This window comes from Brachyspira intermedia PWS/A, assembly GCF_000223215.1.
GTDB lineage: Bacteria > Spirochaetota > Brachyspiria > Brachyspirales > Brachyspiraceae > Brachyspira > Brachyspira intermedia.
In genome coordinates this window covers 1,637,979-1,657,909 of sequence record NC_017243.1, presented here as the reverse complement: position 1 = coordinate 1,657,909, position 19,931 = coordinate 1,637,979, and the positions used below count along the sequence as shown (strand labels likewise).

At 27.4% G+C, this 19,931-nt stretch carries 14 protein-coding genes; 7 read left to right on the top strand and 7 right to left on the bottom strand.

The genetic code is table 11. The features are described 5' to 3' along the window. Position 1: 1 nt before the first annotated feature. From BINT_RS07155 to BINT_RS07135, 5 genes are all read right to left on the bottom strand, one after another. Positions 2-1,786, bottom strand: coding sequence for a thiamine pyrophosphate-binding protein (locus BINT_RS07155; protein ID WP_014487894.1), 1,785 nt, complete (start codon positions 1,784-1,786; stop codon positions 2-4). 8 nt (positions 1,787-1,794) lie between these two features. Then, the gene (locus tag BINT_RS07150) at positions 1,795-2,619 is read right to left on the bottom strand and encodes a beta/alpha barrel domain-containing protein (protein ID WP_014487893.1); all 825 of its coding nucleotides are present in this window, start codon (positions 2,617-2,619) and stop codon (positions 1,795-1,797) included. Beyond that, complete coding sequence (gene rfbH, locus BINT_RS07145; RefSeq protein WP_014487892.1) at positions 2,619-3,926, bottom strand: lipopolysaccharide biosynthesis protein RfbH; 1,308 nt, start codon at positions 3,924-3,926, stop codon at positions 2,619-2,621. Before rfbH ends, BINT_RS07150 begins: the two co-directional genes overlap by 1 nt. A gap of 6 nt (positions 3,927-3,932) precedes the next feature. Continuing rightward, positions 3,933-4,997, bottom strand: a complete 1,065-nt coding sequence (gene rfbG / locus BINT_RS07140; RefSeq protein WP_014487891.1) for a CDP-glucose 4,6-dehydratase — start codon at positions 4,995-4,997, stop codon at positions 3,933-3,935. 178 nt (positions 4,998-5,175) lie between these two features. After that, positions 5,176-5,772 carry a sugar phosphate nucleotidyltransferase gene (locus tag BINT_RS07135; protein WP_014487890.1) on the bottom strand — a complete coding sequence of 199 codons (597 nt, stop codon included), beginning with the start codon at positions 5,770-5,772 and terminating at the stop codon, positions 5,176-5,178. A gap of 1,372 nt (positions 5,773-7,144) precedes the next feature. On the opposite strand from BINT_RS07135, the gene BINT_RS07130 reads away from it, so the two are divergent. Continuing rightward, a complete protein-coding gene (locus BINT_RS07130; protein ID WP_014487889.1) occupies positions 7,145-8,284 on the top strand; it encodes an RsiV family protein in 1,140 nt (379 codons plus the stop codon). Positions 8,285-8,423: 139 nt separating this feature from the next. Here the strand turns inward: BINT_RS07130 and BINT_RS07125 are convergent, their stop codons facing one another. Then, positions 8,424-8,762 (bottom strand): hypothetical protein, encoded by a 339-nt coding sequence (locus tag BINT_RS07125; protein ID WP_014487888.1) that lies wholly within the window; start codon positions 8,760-8,762, stop codon positions 8,424-8,426. A 285-nt stretch (positions 8,763-9,047) separates the two neighbouring features. Between BINT_RS07125 and BINT_RS07120 the strand changes: the two genes are divergently transcribed. After that, positions 9,048-9,578: a hypothetical protein gene (locus BINT_RS07120; RefSeq protein WP_014487887.1), complete on the top strand. Its 531-nt coding sequence runs from the start codon at positions 9,048-9,050 to the stop codon at positions 9,576-9,578. A gap of 79 nt (positions 9,579-9,657) precedes the next feature. On the opposite strand, the gene uvrA is transcribed toward BINT_RS07120, so the two are convergent. Continuing rightward, a complete protein-coding gene (uvrA, locus tag BINT_RS07115) occupies positions 9,658-15,474 on the bottom strand; it encodes an excinuclease ABC subunit UvrA (protein WP_014487886.1) in 5,817 nt (1,938 codons plus the stop codon). 554 nt (positions 15,475-16,028) lie between these two features. Here uvrA and BINT_RS07110 point away from each other — a divergent pair. Genes BINT_RS07110 through BINT_RS07090 form a run of 5 tightly spaced genes read left to right on the top strand, consistent with a single transcriptional unit; the run spans position 16,029 to position 19,841 of the window. Further along, entirely contained in the window at positions 16,029-16,340 is a 312-nt protein-coding gene (locus BINT_RS07110) for an HPr family phosphocarrier protein (RefSeq protein ID WP_014487885.1), read from the top strand. 53 nt (positions 16,341-16,393) lie between these two features. Continuing rightward, a complete protein-coding gene (locus BINT_RS07105; RefSeq protein ID WP_041177327.1) occupies positions 16,394-17,776 on the top strand; it encodes a GntP family permease in 1,383 nt (460 codons plus the stop codon). A 25-nt stretch (positions 17,777-17,801) separates the two neighbouring features. Next, positions 17,802-18,236: a dUTP diphosphatase gene (gene dut / locus BINT_RS07100; RefSeq protein WP_041177326.1), complete on the top strand. Its 435-nt coding sequence runs from the start codon at positions 17,802-17,804 to the stop codon at positions 18,234-18,236. Between the two features lie 37 nt (positions 18,237-18,273). Beyond that, on the top strand, positions 18,274-19,095 hold the full coding sequence (locus BINT_RS07095; RefSeq protein ID WP_041177325.1) for a hypothetical protein: 822 nt from the start codon (positions 18,274-18,276) through the stop codon (positions 19,093-19,095). Between the two features lie 2 nt (positions 19,096-19,097). Continuing rightward, a complete protein-coding gene (locus BINT_RS07090) occupies positions 19,098-19,841 on the top strand; it encodes a hypothetical protein (RefSeq protein WP_014487881.1) in 744 nt (247 codons plus the stop codon). The last annotated feature ends 90 nt before the right edge of the window (positions 19,842-19,931 follow it).

Here is a 19,931-nt window from a genome sequence, read left to right as displayed (position 1 = left end):
ATTATCCTTTATAAATATTTTCATCCAATTCTTCTTTAGAAAGTAGAGGAGTCATGTCTTCTAATGAACGGCTTACCATTTTACCATTAGGAAGTTTTTCAGATGAAATTTTTGGTAAAAATAAATAATCTTTTTCTAAAATTACATTACAAAATACAGGTCCATTAATATTTAAAATTTCACATAGTGCATTGTCAATATTTTCTTTTTTATCTATACAAAAATATTTTAAATTAAATGCTTTTGCAATAAACTCCCAACTAGGGAAAGATACACCTGAATTAAAATCACAACCTGTTCTCCTCTTAAAGAAATTATCCTGAGTTTGTCTAATAGAAGCATATTCATTATTATTATATAAAAATAGTTTAATATTCAAATTGTAATGGGAAATAGTTTGAAGTTCTTGAATATTCATCATTAAACTTCCGTCACCTTCCAAACAAATAACATTTTTATATTTAGAAGCAACTGCAGCACCAATAGAAGCAGGCAAACCAAATCCCATAGCAGCACACCCAGAATTACAAAACATTCTATTATTTGTTTTTACTGAACCAACTTGAAATAGTGCTAGGCTAGGGGTAGCATTTGTACAAGTTACTATAGCATCATTAGATAATTTATTAGTTAATTCATAAGTAAAATAATATGGATTTACATCATTAGAAATAGTATACTCATTCAAAAGTTTAGAGTATTTATTTTTTATATTAAAAGCCCACTCTCTCCATTTAGTATGCTGTTTTATATCAATATTTTCTAATGAATTATTTAAAGTATTAATAAATAAATTAACATCATTATTGATTTTTAATGTATAATTTATAGTAGGTTTATTAAGTTCAGCATTATCTATATCTACACCTATAATATGCTTAGCATTTTTAGCAAAATTTTCATAATTATAGCTAATTTGTCTTATGTTATTTCTTGAAGCTAAAGACAATACAACATCAGCATTTTGTAAAATTATATTACCATATCTATTACCTATAGTACCTATACGTCCAACATAATTTTTATTATCTGTAGGAATTATATCAAATCCATTAAAAGTTGATAATACAGGAATATCCAATTTATCTATTAATTCATAAAATTCATTTATAGAATTAGAAAGTCTTATTCCATGACCTGCTATAATGACAGGAGATTTCGCATTCTGCAATATATCTATAACTTTTTTAATTTCTTCTTTTACAATTGGTGTATTTATAGTTTCTATTTTATATTCTTCTAAATTATTTTCATCAATATCTGAAGCCTGAACATCCAAAGGTATATCTAACCAAACAGGACCTTTTCTCCCAGATTTTGCTATATGTATTGCTTTCTGTATTTCATACTTAATCTTTAATGGATCTTTAACCATTGAAGCATATTTAGTTACGGGCTTAACTATATCTATAATATTTATTTCCTGATCGCCAAGTTGTCTCAAATTAAGTTCTCTGCAAGACTCTATCGTAGTTTCAAATTTAACTTGTCCTGAAATATATAATACAGGAACAGAATCTAAATATTCACCAATAACACCTGTTAATGTATTTGTTCCACCAGGTCCAGTAGTAACATTAACAACTGCTAAATTTCCATTAATTCTACTATAACCATCAGCAGCTATTGCGCAAGCCTGCTCATGGTGGCAGCATATAACATTAATATTTTTATTATTTCCAACTGAATCATTAAGATGCATAGCTCCACCACCGGAAACCATAAATACATCTTTTATATTATACTCTTCATTTAGAAATTTAAATATAAAATCAGAAAGCTTCATAACAAATCCTATAAAACAGCTGCTGTGCTTTTATTATATTTGATTAAATTTTGTATAAGCATAGTTTTTAATCTAGTTTGTTCATAACCAGGATTATAATTATATTTTCTTAAGAAATGTTCAGTAGATAAATTACCATCATGCCATTTTCCGCCAAGTCCCATCATAGTAATATCAGTATATTTACAACCATAATGCAAAGCCACTTCCAAAAGCATTTCTGCAGTACCATTTTTATCATGTAAATGCATACCAGCCTCAACACCTTCTTCTCTACAAGCTTCCAAAGTATTTCTAACATATTCAGGTGTAAAAATACTTTCTGTATCAGCAAAATAAATTACAGGTATTTCATGTTGTTTAGCAAATTTTGCAAATTCCCTATTTTTTTCTATAGTATTATGACCAGAACTTGTAAAATTAATGAATACCTCATAGCCTAAATTTTTAATTTCTTTTACATGCTTTTCCAAAATTGAAAAATCTGTTTCACTAGATCTTGTAAGAATTCTAACAGTATCTATAACAGTCTCCTTTTTTGGAAGCAAGTCAGTTAAAGGTCTTTGAATGTCTCTCATAGCAGAAAGTTTAACCGTATTTTTTGTAATTGAAAAAATATTTTTTATTTCTTCATTATCCAAACTACAATAACGAAAATGACCTCTGTTAGGATCTGCTTCTTTGTTATGAAAAAAACCTAATTCTAAATAATCAATACCTGCAGATTGTGCAAATTTATAATAATCTCTGCAAAAATCTTCATCAAAAAACCAACCAGTTTGATAACCAGCTTCTCTAAATGTACAATCAAATACTGTGATATTTCCTATCATTATTTTCCTCCCAAATTTGATATAAATTCTCCAATAATAACATCAACATAATCAATCATAGAATCATCAATTCCAGGATAAACCCCAATCCAAAAAGTATTATTCATAATAAAATCAGAATTGATTAAACTACCAACTATTTTGTAATTTCTTCCTATCATATAGGGCTGTTTTACAATATTTCCGGCAAATAATAATCTAGTTCCTATTTTATTTTCATTTAAATATTTAACCAAATCATTTCTACTAAAAGGTGCATCAGGTTTTACACTTATAAGAAAACCGAACCAAGAAGGGTCACTATTTTCCTGAGCTTTAGGTAGAATTAAATACTTGCTAAATTTTTCTAATTTATTACTTATTTTTTTAAAATTATCCTTTCTTTTATCTATAAATTTATTTATCTTTCTAAGCTGAGCAACACCACAGGCTGCCTGCATATCTGTGATTTTTAAGTTATAACCTAAATGTGAATATGTATATTTATGGTCATACCCTTCAGGTAAATCACCCAATTTTTGTGAAAACCTTTGTTTACAAGTATCATCACATCCTGGAGCACACCAACAATCACGTCCCCAATCTCTGATACTTTCCATAGCTTTTTTTAAGATAGGATTATTTGTAAGTACTGCTCCGCCTTCACCCATAGTAATATGATGAGCCGGATAAAAACTTAATGTAGCAATATCTCCAAATGTTCCAACTTTTTGATTATTATAAGTACTTCCTAAAGCATCACAACAATCTTCTATAAACCATAAATTATACTTTTCACAGAATTCTTTTACTCTTTGTATATTGAAAGGATTTCCTAAAGTGTGTGCTAAAATAACAGCTTTCGTTTTTTCGCTTCTTGCTTTTTCTAATTCTTCAACATTTACATTATATGTTTCTAATTCAACATCAACAAATACAGGAACTAAATGATTCTGTAATATTGGATTAACAGTAGTTGGAAAACCAGCAGCAACTGTGATAACTTCATCGCCAGATTTTAATGCTCTTTCTTTAAGTAAATGGCTAGTTAAACTACTAATTGCTATCAAATTAGCAGAAGAACCTGAATTACAAGTAAGACAGTATTTCAAGCCAAAAAATTCTTTTAATCCTTTTTCAAATTCATCATTATATCTATAAGTGGTAAGATGAAAATCTAAAGCACTATCAACCAATGCAGCAATATCATCCTCATCAAATACTCTTCCAGAAACAGGTACAGAACTTACTCCTTTTATAAATTCTTTTTTAGCATATTCCTTTCTAGCATATTCTTTTACTAAATCCAATATTTTATTCCTATCCATATTTTATTAACCTTCAATATATTCTTTGATTTGCTTACTAGTAATAGCATTTAAATCATTATTATTTAAATATTCTTTATACCAAATAGAAGTTTGTTTGATAGCTTCTTCTGTATTAAATTTTTCATTCCATCCTAATTCTTTTCTAGCAAGAGAAGAATCTAACCTTAACATATTCATTTCTTTTTTATTTGTATCTTGTATATTGATTTTATAACTTCCTTTTCCAATATTATTTATAAAACATTTTGTTATATATTCAACAGTAAATTTATTCCCTTCATCTATTGGAGCAAAATTATAACTATCAGACACACTATTTTTGTTAATTATATTATAAGCAAGAAGTAAATATCCATATAGTACATCTAATACATGCTGCCAAGGTCTTACACTATTAGGGTTTCTTAATTCTACAGGAATATCTTTTTCTATGGATCTTACTATATCAGGAATTATCCTATTATCAGCAAAATCTCCTCCGCCTATAACATTACCAGCTCTTGCACTTACAATTGATATATTATTAAAGAATGATTTTCTATAACTTTTTATAGCTATTTCAGAACATGCTTTAGAAGCAGAGTATGGATCATGACCACCTAAAGAATCATTTTCTCTGTAACCCCAAACCCATTCTTTATTATCATAAACTTTATCTGTTGTAATCATAATAGCACATTCTAGATTATTTAATTCTCTCATAGCTTCCATCAAATTAATAGTGCCGATAACATTAGTTTCAAATGTATATACGGGGTTATTATAACTATCTATAACTAATGGCTGTGCTGCTAAATGAAAAATTATATCAGGATTAATATATGTAACTGTATTTTTTATATTATCTAAATCTCTAATATCTATTATATAAGATTTTAATTGATTATCTAAATTTAACAAATTATACAAAGATAAATCATTAGCTTTTAATGATATTCCACTTACATTAGCTCCTATCTCTAATAGTAATTTCGATAACCAACTTCCCTTAAATCCTGTATGACCAGTAATTAAAATATTTTTATTTTTAAATATTTTAAGTATTTCTTTTATTTCCAAAGTTTCCATGGAGCATTGCCTTTATTCCACATTTCTTCTAATATGGATTTATCTCTTTGAGTATCCATACATTGCCAAAAACCATCATGTCTAAATGCCATTAACTGATTATTTTCAGCTAATTTCCTTAAAGGTTCTTGTTCGAATACTGTACTATCATCTCCTAAATAATCAAAAACATCATTATTTAATATAAAAAACCACCACTTATATATGCATTATCCCCTCTAGGTTTTTCTATAAAACTAGATACACTATTATCATTTTCTATTTTTAGAGCACCAAATCTAGCTGGAGGATAGACTGCTCCAATAGTAGCTGTTTTTTTATGTTTATTATGGAATTCGATCTCTTCATTTATATTAATATTAGATACTCCATCTCCATAAGTAAAACAAAAACTAGATTCATCCTTCAAATATGGGTAAGCTCTTTTTAATCTACCGCCTGTCATAGTATTTTCACCTGTATCTATAAGTTCTATCACCCAATTTTCTTCCTCAAAAGAATTATTATTATCTTTTTTAAAAGAAGATGAACTATTATTTTTAAAATCTATTTTCATATCATATAAATGTCTTCTGTAATTATCAAAAAATTCTTTAACCATATAGCCTTTATATCCCAAAAGTATTACAAAATCGTTAATACCAAAATGGGAATAATATTTCATTATATGCCATATAATTGGTCTTCCACCTATTTCAACTAAAGGTTTTGGCCTTATCGTTGTTTCTTCTCCCAACCTTGTACCAAGACCTCCAGCCAATATAACTGTTTTCATTTATAACCCCATATTTATTACTATAATAATCATAATTAATTAAATTTGATATTAAAATTCTATTAATTGAATTATTATAACTTATAAAAATGAAATGTCAAGAACAAAACAATCTATTTATTTATTTGAAATAAGCATATTCAAATATATTTTTATTAATTATTTTATATACCAAAAAATATAGAAAATATATTATTTTCAGATCATTATAATGATGTATAAACAGTATTATTATTTATGTATTATTAAAATTATAAATAAATTAGACATTAACAGAAATATAACAATATATAAAAAATATAAGTATATTTCTAATAGAAAACAAAAACTATAATTTTAAATAGTATATAAATTATATAAAAAATATTAATATAGTAAAAATAATAATTATAGATAATGATGATATTTTATATTTAAGATAAATATTAAAAATAATAAAAAATTTATAGTGTTATTATAATTAAAGTTTTAGCAATATATTTAACTGTTTTATATACATTATATACATTTTTTCAATTATAAAAATTAATCTTGATAAATTTATTTTTATAATAAAAAATTGAAATAATATTTTTAATATAATATATTTCTAATGGTTAAAATTATATTAAAATATACTATTAAGAAAACTTATAATAGAGATCTATGATAGTTGTAAATATAATAAATAAAATACTATTAAATATTGAACAACAAAGTAAAATATTACTAAATAGCTGAAATATTAAATTGAGTTATAAAATAATATGCATTTTTAATCATATATATAATTATGCTTAGTTTATAATAATAAGATGAGAATAAATAATAAATACATAGGTAATTTAGTTTATACACTGGTACTAGTATGATATTCTATATATAAAAATGATACTGATAATATAAATAATTTAATTAAATATTTTGATTATATTATCATAGTATTTGTATTATGCAAAACTCTATTGTGTTAACTATTGAAAAAAACTATATAAATAATATTTTACTTTATTAATATAGATGGAAAAATTGTAAACTCTTCAAATATATATTTAAAGAGTTTTTACATTATACATATTAGAAAGATAATATTTATTTTATGATACATTCTTAAAGATATGGTAATCAAATATAAAATGTTAGTATATTACTTAAGAAATGAATTGTATTATTTTAATATTTATTAAAGAAATATTAAAATAATAATAGATTAATTCCATATACTTATAAAAAATTTTGTTATTTACATAATAAAAAACAATATAAAAATACAAACTATATTAACGGATAAACTTAGACATAATTTTTCATAACATTTTTTACATAAAAAAGTATAGGCTGTTATTAATATAAATATATTTTTAGAAGTAATATAATTTTAAAGAGGGTAAAAATGAAAGCAATTTTTTTAACAGTATTATGTACTTTATTTATTTTTGTTTCATGCGGTAATTCAAATAATACCAAACAAAAAACAACAAGTGATAATACTACAACAGAAATCACACCATTACAGCTAAGCGAAAATGAAAAAGCTAATAATTATGAGGTTGTATACTTAGTAGCTGATACTGGCGAATATATTAACTCTGAAATAGCACAAAATGAAAAAGGAAATTTCGGAGTAATATATTATAGAGACATCAATCAAAATTTAAACACATTCAATGTTACAAGAGCAGGGGAGCTTGATGAAGGAAATATTTCAGCAACTTCTTATGATAATAAAACATTAGAAGGAAATTTCCCTAGCACTGCATATCCTTTTGTTGCCAAAATAGACGGAAAAGAAATGACTTTCAAAGCAGCAAAAACTCCTGTAACAGGTGCTAGAATAATTGAATATACTTATTCAAATGTTTCTCCTGAATCATCAACTAATGGTCAAAGATTCTTCCAATTCAAAACTGCAATATTTGCTTTAAAAAATGACAGTAAATCTGCAAGTATTGATAAAGTTAATTTAGACATCAATAAAGATTTTGGAATAACTGATGCAAACACTTTCAATGATTTGGGTAAATTATTAACAGCTCAAAGTTTAATAAGCAATAAAATGACTCCTATTTATGATGAATGGGTAAAATCTGATTATATATCACATATAGAAAATTATTCTTCTCAATTCGGTATAGATTATTTAAGTGAAAAAGTTGTATCTATAAATAAAATGGTTTATGAATACACAGGTGGTGCACATGGAAATTATGCTACAATAAACAGTGTATATTCATTAGAAACAGGAAATCAATTAAAAATAGCAGATTTAATTACAGACTTAAAAAATGCTGACTTGATTAAATTAATAGTAGATAAGCTAGTAAAAATAGAAGGCAGAGATGCTAATTCTTATTTCGGATTAGATGAGCTTTCATTAGAAAATAACAATTTCTATTTAACATCAAAAGGTTTAGTATTTACTTGGGGAATATATGAAATCGGACCTTATGCAATAGGAGAGACTAGAGTATTAATTCCGACAGAAGAAATCAAACCTTATTTGAAAGACGAATACAAAACTATATTTGAATAATAAAAATATTTGTGTAATTTTTATAAGAGGGTGGTTATTAATTTAACTATCCTCTTTTAGATTTAAATTAGTAATTCAAATTTTATAAAACTTAAATTATATAAAATATTATACTTACAAAGAAATCAAAAAAATATCATTAGTCATTATTAGTATTATCTTTCTTTATTAAATCAGCTAAATTACTAATAGTTTGATTTAATATATTAATAGAATTATTTAAATCAGCTATTGAAATATTACTATTATTTTGATTATCTGATTTATCTTCAGTATTTAAAGTATTTACATCATCTTGTTTATTCTCATCAGTATATTTTTTCAAATAATCACGGAGTAAAAATGCAACAAATTGATTTTTATTAACAAAATCAGAAGCAACTACTTTATTAATTAAATCTAGTTCAGACTCTGTTATGCGTACAGTAGTTGACAAATGAGTATATTTATATTCTTTTTTATTTTTTGTATCAGACATATTAATTACCTTTATTTTTATATATTAGAATAATTTATTATTAAAAATTATCAATAACATTTTTGTATTTTTTACTATTAATATTATACAAACAATTAATTATAATTCAAAACATTATTATAATAAAAAATGACTTGATAAAAATAATATTAGTTCTAAAATTATATTATAATAATTAAATACAATGAAGTATAATATGGAAAAATAAAAACTATATTAAGATATTTATCAATTCCAATATTAATACCTTTTATATGGATTCTTATATTAATAGAATTGATACAGATGAAAAAAACTAAAAATAATGATGCAGCTGGTGCATTTCGTTTATTAAAACTTAGCTTTTTTATAGAATCATTATGTAGATATATAAAAGGAAAAGACCCTGATACAATAGAAGCAGAATTTAAACAAAGATGTAAAAAAGATGGGAAATGGTATAGTTATGATCCTAATATTTGGAACGGACATCCTACAGATGAAGAGTTTGAAGCTTATGTAGAAAAATTAAAATCAGAAGGAGTGGAAGGCGAAGAAGATGAATGCACTTATTGGACTGAAGAAGATTTGGCTATATATCATGAAGCTGAAAAACTTCTTTACGCTATTTCCAAAACAAGAGAAAATCGTCGTATAATTAGAGAAGGAAACATAGAAGAAAATATATTTGAATACGATGAAGATACAAACGAACTACTTAAATTATTATCTGATAATAATCATCATGAAGCATTAAAAAAAGCAAAAGAAATAATACAAGAAGATGAAAATCCAGATGAAATTATGAGTATTTATCATTTAACAAATAATATATAAAAAAATTGTAGTTAGTTTTTAGGCGGTGATTATTATAAGTAATTACCACCTTTTCTTATAAAATTAAAACATATAATAATTAAATATACTTCCAAGTGTAGCCTTTCTTCATTTCTAGAATTTGATCAACAGTACCTTTTGCAATGATTTCTCCTCCATTAGTACCGCCTTCTAATCCTAAATCAATTATATAGTCAGCAGCTTTTATAACATCAGGATTATGCTCTATTATTATAACGCTATGTCCTTTCTCTACTAATTTATTTAAAGCTATAAGAAGTTTATTAACATCATCAAAATGAAGCCCTGTTGTAGGTTCATCTAAAATGTATACTATATGCTCATCACCTTGTTTTTTAGCTAACTCTGTAGCAAGTTTCAAACGCTGTAATTCACCTCCAGAGAAAGTATCAAGCCTTTGAGAAAGTTTTATATAACCAAGTCCAACCTCACTCATTATAGAAAGTGTTTTTACGATTGATTTATCGAAATCAAAAAACTCTATTGCCTCATCAACTGTTAATTCTAATACTTCGGCTATGTTTAAAGATTTGAATCTTACGGATAAAGTTTCATCGTTATATCTCTTACCTCCGCAAGCCTCGCAAACAATTTCCATGTCGGATAAGAAGTGCATTGCTATTTTTCTTATACCTTTACCTTCACAGATATTACATCTTCCTTCTTTGCCGTTATATGAGAATCTGCCCGGTGCGAATGCTTTTGCTTTTGCTGTAGGAGTTTTTGCAAATATATTTCTTATTTTATCGAACACTTTACTATAGCTTACTAATGTACTTCTAATAGAACCAACTATTGAAATTTGATCAACTAATATAGTATCCGAAACAATGCTAGGTATTTCAACGCTTTCAAATTTTGAATATTGATTTAGTCTGCGTTTTTTTAGAGCAGGGTAGAGAGTGTCTATTATCAATGATGACTTACCGCTTCCAGATACTCCAGTAACAACTACTATCTTTTTTAATGGTATATCAACATCAATATTTTTTAAATTGTTTGTTGAAACATTTTTTAATTTTATGCATTCAGTTTCTTCATTTCTTACAGCAGTTTTTTCAAATACTTTTTTTCTTTCACTTAAATAATTTCCTGTAAGCGAATTATCATCTTTTAATATATCATCGTATTTACCTTGGAAAACTACTTCACCTCCGAAAGCACCAGCATAAGGCCCCATATCTACAATATTGTCCGCTGCTTTCATAGTATCTCTGTCATGCTCTACTATTACAAGAGTATTTTTTAAATTTCTCAATTCTTTTAATGTATCAAGCAAATGATTTGTATCTCTTGGGTGAAGTCCAACAGTAGGCTCATCTAATACATAAAGTACTCCTGTAAGTTTAGAACCTAATTGACTAGCAAGTCTTATTCTTTGTGCCTCTCCGCCTGAAAGAGTTGCATATTTTCTGCTTAAGAATAAATATCCAAGTCCTACTTTATCTAAGAAACTTAATCTTGTTCTAATTTCTTTTATAGCTTCTTTTGATATAGTATTTTCTCTTTCTGTTAAAAGATTTGGAAGTTCATCAAAGAAATGAATATTTTCTTCAACTGTCATAGCACATACTTGGCTTATATTTTTATTTTGTATAGTATAGGATCTTATTATTTCGTTTAATCTTTCTCCATGACAAGAACTGCATTCTTCATCAATAAAGAATTTACCAAGAGATTGATCCTTCCATTCTGAATAATCTTCGCTTGTAACATCATTATTAGAATGCCATGCAGTAATAACATTACCTACAGAATAATCTCCTCCAAAGAAAAAGGCATCAATAACTTTTTTGTCAAGCTCATTGAAAGGAGTTTCATATAAATCTTTTTTTGTTATTCCACTTCTTCTTAAAAATCTCATTAAAGAATCAGTATAATGCTTTCCCGGAGTAGAAAACATATTATGGATAGCTGTATCTAATGCACCGTCAAATAAAGGTTTTGTGCTATCCTTTATTGCTAAATCTATGCTGAATGTAGGTTTACTTCCAAGTCCTTTACATTCTTCACAATATCCCCAATGTGAATTAAATGAAAAATGTCTTGGTGTAACTTCAAAATCAAATAAAATTCCATGAAGCAAACAAGCAGGAAATTTTGTATGGAAACTTTCTTTTACTATTATTCCATGAGAGGCTTTTATATGTGCTACTCCATTTGATAAATCCATTGCTCTGTCAATAGCATCTGCAATTCTAGCTCTTTTATCTTTTCCAACAACAATCCTATCAATTACTATACCTACAGAATATATTTCTTCTTTAGACAATTCTTTAATATCTTCTTCTGTAATATCATCTATAACATAATCATTATTATTGATCTGCATTCTTACATATCCAGCTTCTCTGGTTTTTTCTATAATCTTTTTAATATCTTTTGCATCATTATCATCAAAAGTGAATCTATGATTGAATGAGCTATGATATAAAGGAGATATTATAACAAGTTTATGCAAATCCATAGTATCAACAATTTCAGTTGCAAGTATAGAAGGAGTTTCAGCTTTTAAAGTATTTTTATCATTACAATGAGGACAATGAGGTTTAGAAACTCTAGCAAAAATTAATCTGAAATAGTCATAAATTTCTGTAACAGTTGCCACAGTAGAACGAGGATTCCTGCTTACATTCTTCTGATCTATTGCAATTGCAGGAGCTAATCCTTCTATTTTTTCAACATTAGCATCTTCAAATCTTCCTAAAAATCTTCTTGCATAAGTAGAAAGCGATTCAACAAATCTTCTTTGACCTTCTTTAAATATAGTATCGAATGCAAGAGAAGTTTTTCCGCTTCCTGATACTCCTGTAATAACATTGATTTGGTTTTTAGGAAGTGTCAAGCTTATATTTTTAAGATTATGTTTATTAGCACCTTTTATTATTAATGAAGTATTTTCTTCTTTTTTTGTTTCTTCTGTTATGATATTCTCTTTTTTCTTTTTTGAAGGCTTTAATATTTCTTTAAGTTCTTTTGCTGTGAGAGATTCTTTTACATTAATTATATCTTCAGGCTTACCCTCAGCAACAACTCTGCCTCCTTTATCTCCGCTTAAAGGTCCCATATCTATAATATGATCAGCACATTTAATAACGTCCAAATTATGCTCTACAACTAAAACAGTATTGCCTTTCTCAACAAGTCCGTCTAATGCTTTTAATAATTTCTTTATATCTTCAAAATGAAGTCCTGTAGTAGGCTCATCTAATATATATAAAGTATTCCCTGTGGATATTTTATGAAGTTCGCTTGCTAATTTTATTCTTTGAGCTTCTCCTCCTGAAAGTGTAGTGGAAGGCTGACCTAATTTAATATATCCAAGTCCTATATCTTCCATTATTTTTAATATTCTTGTGATAGAAGTTATACCGTCAAAAAATGTAATGGCTTCTGATACACTCATCTCAAGAACATCATAAATAGTTTTGTCTTTATATTTAACATCTAAAGTTTCTGCATTAAATCTCTTTCCTCCGCATTCTTCGCAAGGCACTAATACATTGGAAAGAAACTGCATTTCTAATTCTATGACTCCTGCACCTTCACAAGTAGGACATCTTCCGGTTTTCACATTGAATGAAAATCTTCCTTTATCGTATCCTCTCATTTTAGCAAGTTTAGTAGCTGCAAATAAATCTCTTATAGGTGATAAAACTTTTGTATAAGTTGCCGGATTACTTCTTGGTGTTCTTCCGATAGGAGATTGATCAACTTCTATAACTTTGTCAATATTTTCAAGACCTTCTATTCTTTCATGGCTTCCCGGAGTTAAAGTTTTACCATAAAAATGATTATGCAAAGCACGCATTAAAATATTTTCAACTAAAGTAGATTTACCGCTTCCTGAAAGTCCTGTAACTACAATGAATAATCCTAATGGAAATTGAACATCTATATTTTTAAGATTAAATTGATTTGCTCCAATTACTTTTAAAAACTTTCCGTTTCCTTCACGTCTTTGTTTAGGAATTTCTATATCATCATCGCCGCGTAAATATTTAGCAGTGTAAGATCTATCAGACTTTATAAACTCTTCATAATCACCAATGCCTACAACCTCACCGCCATTGACACCAGCATTAGGACCTATATCAATTAAATAATCTGATTCTTCCATAGTTTCTTTATCATGCTCTACCACTATGACAGTATTATTTTTATCTCTTAATGTTTTTAATGATTCAATTAATTTTTTATTGTCTGATTGATGCAAACCTATTGAAGGTTCGTCAAGTACATATAGTACCCCTTCAAGTCCGCTTCCTATTTGAGATGCTAATCTTATTCTTTGAGATTCTCCGCCTGAAAGAGTAGGTGAGGAACGCTCTATTGTGAGATAAGTTAATCCAACTTTCACCAAAAATGTTAATCTATAAATAATTTCTTTTACTATAGGTGAACCGATCACTTCTTCATTTGGTTTTAATTTTAATTTAGTAAAATAATCATATAAATCTTCTATAGTCATTGAAGAAAAATCTGCTATAGTTTTTCCATTGAATTTTACTGACAAAGCATCTTCATTAATTCTTTTGCCTTTACATTTAGGACATTGAACTTCGTCCATAAAATTAGCATAATAACTATTTTTATAAGTTTCATAATCATATTTTAATCTGTCTAAAATTCCAGGCACTCTTTCTTCAACAAGTTTGCTATGATACCAGAATCTTTTTCTCCATTTTACTTCTTTATCAGTACCATAAAGTAAATATTTCTTTTCTGTTTTAGTTAAATCTTTCCAAGGCTTTTTTAAATCTATTTTATAAGTCTTTGCAATCACTTCAAGTTCATCAGTACCATATTCCATATCAAAACCGATATGATCATCTACAAAACATGATAAAGCCCCTTCATAAATATTTAAATTTTCATCTTTTACAATATGCTTCTCAGTGAATACATGCTCAACTCCAAGACCTCCGCAAACAGTACATGCTCCCATAGGGTTATTAAATGAAAATAAATTAGGCTCAATATCTGCAATAGAGTGTCCGCAGTTTGCACAAGATCTTTCAGTAGTATATAATTTATAATATTTATCTATTTCAAACTGCTTACTCATTTTTATTTTTTTCTTTTTTGTTTTTGTATCTTCTTCAGCATTTTCTGGAGTGTCTGTTTCTAATACTTCCTCACTTTTTTCATGTTCTTCATAGAATGCTACTAAACCTTTTGTTATTCTTATGGCTCTCTCAATATCATCGGTGATTCTTGACAAGTATTTATCTTCAACTTTTATTCTATCTATAACTATTTCTAAAGTATGTTTTTCATATCTTTTAAGTTCTGGTATTTCATCTTCATCGAATTTATAAACTATATTATCAATTCTTATTCTAGGATATCCTGCAAGTTTAACTTCTTCAATTTCTTTTCTATACTCTCCCTTTCTATCTCTTACAATAGGGGCGAGTACTAAAATTCTTTTTTCTGCAAACTCTCTTAAAACACTTTGTGCTATTTGGTCTTCGCTTTGTTTAGAAATTTTATGTCCGCATTTAGAGCAGTAAGGAATTCCGAGTCTTGCAAATAGTAATCTAAAAAAGTCATATATTTCTGTAACGGTACCTACAGTAGAACGAGGATTTTTATTTACGCTTTTTTGGTCTATAGAAATAGTAGGAGATAATCCTTCTATATGTTCAACATCAGCCTTAGCCATAACACCTAAAAACTGTCTTGCATAAGCTGATAATGATTCTAAATATCTTCTTTGTCCCTCTTTAAAAATAGTATCGAATGCAAGAGAGCTTTTTCCGCTTCCTGATACTCCTGTTAAAGTAGTTAGGGTTTTATGAGGTATTGAAAGTGATACGTTTTTAAGGTTATGCTCTTTAGCACCTCTTATTTCTATAGAATTATTAGCCATAAAAAATCCTTTTAAAAAAGTTAAAATATTATAACATAAATTCTATATAAAAAAAGGTTTTACTGGTATTAAATATTAATAAATAAATTTTCTTACATTCCCCACCCTTTAATATTTACTGCTTAAATTTAAACATCAAATTTTATTATTCATTACAGTTACAAAAGAAAAAGCATGCCCACCCAAGCGATTTTTAAATTTAGAATTTTTACTAGAAAATCAAATTAAAAACTTTATTCACCGCACGCAGAATGAAGCTAAAAAATAAGGCTTATTTATAATTCAAATTTCATAAAATATAATAATAAGCTAACCGTGCGTTAAAGAGATTATAAATTTAATAAAAACTAGGGTGGGATGCTATAATGTAAAAAAATAGTAAAAAAGATCATTAGATGATGATTTCATAAATTAGCCATAAATATAAAGGGCGGGAATTATGAACAAATTTTAAAACTATTTTTTACTAAATTAATGTTTACTATATAAAAAAATCTTGAAAAATATAAATAAATGTATTATAATATGTATATAATAAATTCTCAGGATATCTAATGACATTAACAAATGTAGTTACAATCAAAAGTAAAAACGGAATGCATCTAAGACCAGCAGGAGTTTTATCACAAATATCAAGTAAAAATGAATATTCAAATATAGGAATATTTTTACTTTATAATGGTGTAAGAGCGGATGCTAAAAGTGTATTTAATATTATGGGACTTGGAGCATTTCAGGGTGCAAATCTAATCTTAGAAATAGAATATGAAGAAGGAATGGAAGAAGTAGCTAAACAAGCAGAAAAAGAATTAGTATATTTCTTTGAGGAAGGCTATATTCACGCTGAAGTTCCAGAAGACGATTGATATACTTATTTTACATAAAAATATTCAAAAAATACCAAACATAAGGATATCTAATGATTAGTTATTTTGTAATAGCTATGTTGGCAATATCTATTATTGTCGTTATGGTTTTAACGATTAAATTCAAGGTTCATCCGTTCATAGCTATGTTATTGGTGGCAATATTTCTAGCTTTTACACTTCATGTTCCATCTAATAATGATACTAATTATATAACAGAAATATCTGCTTTAATAGGAAAAGGGTTTGGCAATGCTCTAGCAAGTGTTGGTATAATAATAGTATTGGGCAGTGTAATAGGTAATATATTAGAAATGTCCGGAGCTGCTTTAAAATTAGGGGAAATAGTATTAAGAGTAGTAGGGAAATCCCACCCAGCATTAGCAATGAATATATTAGGTTTTATAGTATCTATACCAGTATTCTGTGATTCAGGATATTTAATACTTACACCTTTAAGAAAAGCAGTTGCTAAAAAAAGTGGGGCATCTCCTGTTGCTTTATCTGTTGCATTATCTACAGGACTTTATGCTTCACATGCTTTAATTCCACCAACTCCAGGTCCAGCAGCAGTTGTAAACCTATTCGGACTCGAAGCTCATTTATTAACTATAATAATTATAGGTTTGATAGTTGCTATTCCTACATCTTTAGTTGGTGCAATATATGGAATATTTATATCAAAATATATAAAAAAACCTAATTATCCGGATAAATCTCCTACTTATGAAACTTTAATAAGTGATATTGGAGGACTTCCTCCAACTTGGAAAGCATTAGCACCTATAGTAGTACCAATATTATTAATGGCTATAGGAAGTATAGTAAGATTTGATTCTTTTAGAGTCGGAAGCGGAATGATCAAAAATATTTTCATATTTTTGGGTGAACCATCTATGGCACTATTTATAGGCTTTTTGTTCTCACTACTATTAACTCACAAATTTAATAAAGAAGAAATATCTATGTGGATAGGTGATGGTATAAGATCATCAGGAAGTATACTGGCTATAGTAGGTGCGAGCGGTGCTTTTGCTGAAGTATTAAAATCTACTGAATTAGCTAAAATTATACCTGAATTAGGACATATATTCGGATCATTAAATATGGGTTTGATATTACCATTTATTATGGCATCAGCCCTAAAAATAATGTTAGGATCATCAACAATAGCTGTAGTTACTGTGGCATCACTTTTTGCTCCTTTGCTTGGTACATTAGGATTTAATACTCCTATATCTCAAATATTAGTATTAATGTCTATAGGAGCAGGCTCTATGATAGCTTCTCATGCCAATGATAGTTATTTCTGGATAGTCGTAGAATTATCAGGATTAAAGATAAATGACGCATATAAAGCTAGAACTTTAGCAACTTTTGTTCAAGGTATCACAGCATTAATTATAATAATGATACTTGCTTTCCTTTTTAGATAATATAATAAAATATTTGGAGAAAATAATGCTTAAAATAAAAATTATTAATAAATCAGATAATCCATTACCTAAATACCAAACTCCTGGATCTTCAGGGCTTGATTTGCATGCTAATATAGATAAGCCTATCACTTTAAATAAAAATGATATAGTGTTAATACCAACAGGACTTTTTATAGAAATACCTGAAGGTTATGAAGCACAAATTAGAAGCAGAAGCTCTTTAGCATTAAAAAATGGAATATTTTGTTTGAACTCACCTGCAACAATAGATAGTGATTATAGAGGGGAATTAAAAATAATATTAGCTTCTTTGACTGATGTACCATTTACAATAAATAAGGGAGATAGAATAGCTCAAATGGTTTTTGCTAAAGTTGAAAAAGCCTCATTTGAAGAAGTAGATACATTATCCGATACACAAAGAGGAGAAGGTGGATTTGGAAGTACAAATAAATAACTATTGATATAATTAAAATTTTGTTTATAATATAGTGATGAATATAATTAAATTATTTTTCTATATAACGATATCATCATTGTTTTTTATTTCATGTGGTCTTCCAGATGTTACAGGTGTAACACTTGAATTAAATCAACCATATATAACAAAAGTTATACCTGGACAAAATAAAATAACAGTAGAATTTGAAGCCCAAAATAATGAACCTTCATTTAGCGGTTATAATATATATTTTGGTGATAGTACAAACCCTAGAAAATATAGACTATATAACCAGCAAAAAGCATTACCTACTTTAATAGAAACAAAATCCTCAACTATAAAAAAGTACTCATTTAGTATTGAAGTTGGATCTTATTTTTCTACAAATAGTGCTGATATATACACATTAAAAGAATCTGATTTAAATAATGGTATACCTATATATGTTTGGGTGTCAGCATATCAAATAACTCCTCAATTAGAAAGTTATTATTATTATGATAATTTCGTAAAAATGGGTACTCCTAGGCCAGAAGCTTTAAATCAAACTATAAATGTAGATAGCACTATAAATATGGAAGGAAGAGATTTAGCTCGATTAATAAATGATGCTGGAACACTATACTTTCAAAATGCTGCTAATACAAGTATGATGGTAATGTCAGGTACATCTTTGAATGATATTGTAGTTCCTCCAGAAAATGGGTATGGAAATATTAATTTATCCGTAAAAGCAAACAGACTCTATTTGATAAAAATAATAGATGGAAACAATGCCTATTATGGAAAAATATATGTAAGGAGCGTAAATGGTACTAGCAGTATCACAGCTGATTATTGCCGTCAAACTGCTGCTAATATCTTAAGTTATTAATTATGAAAAAAATATTTATATTCAATATAATAGCAATTTTTTTATTTATTTCTTGTAATGAAGAACTTATCACTATAGTAGATGAATATAATTCTCCATACGCTGTTTATGCTATACCTGGTGATAATAAAGTAAGTATAAGTTTTTGGTCTGGAGTAATAGCTTCTGATTTTGCTGGATTCAATATATATGCTGGTACTTCTCCAAACTTTACTCAGCCTGATAATGCTATAAAAAATTCTTCAGGAGCATATCCAACAATAACCGGGTCTAATCATACAAGAACAAATTTTGTAAGGGAAATTCCAAATTACACATTTAATAATGGTACATTATATTATGTAGCCGTTACTGCCTATGGTACAAATGATCTAGTTGATAATAAATATATAGAAACTACAATTAATGCTACATATCCTGTAATACCAAGGCCAGAAGGTACTGGAAATGATGCTCCAGCATTATCTGCAAATGGAAATAATGTTGGAAATATAGATGCTGCTGGAGGAAAAGTAACACCTAGTTCAGGTTGGAAAGTTCAATATTTTGGGTATCAAACTAATTTTAATGCTGTAGTAATAGTTACAAATAATACAGATGATGCTTTTGATAGTGAAGCTGTATATTCTGTTAATGGACTTTATATATTTAAAAGTGGAAACCAATTAGCTAAAATTTGGATCAAATCAGCAACTTCTTATCAGTGGGCATATCAGGCAAATGCTTCTCAATGGTGGGGAATATAACTTATATAATGATTTTTAGTTGTGATATAATTATAACTATAACTTCCAATTATTTTATTACTAATCATATAATAAATAATTATTATTTAT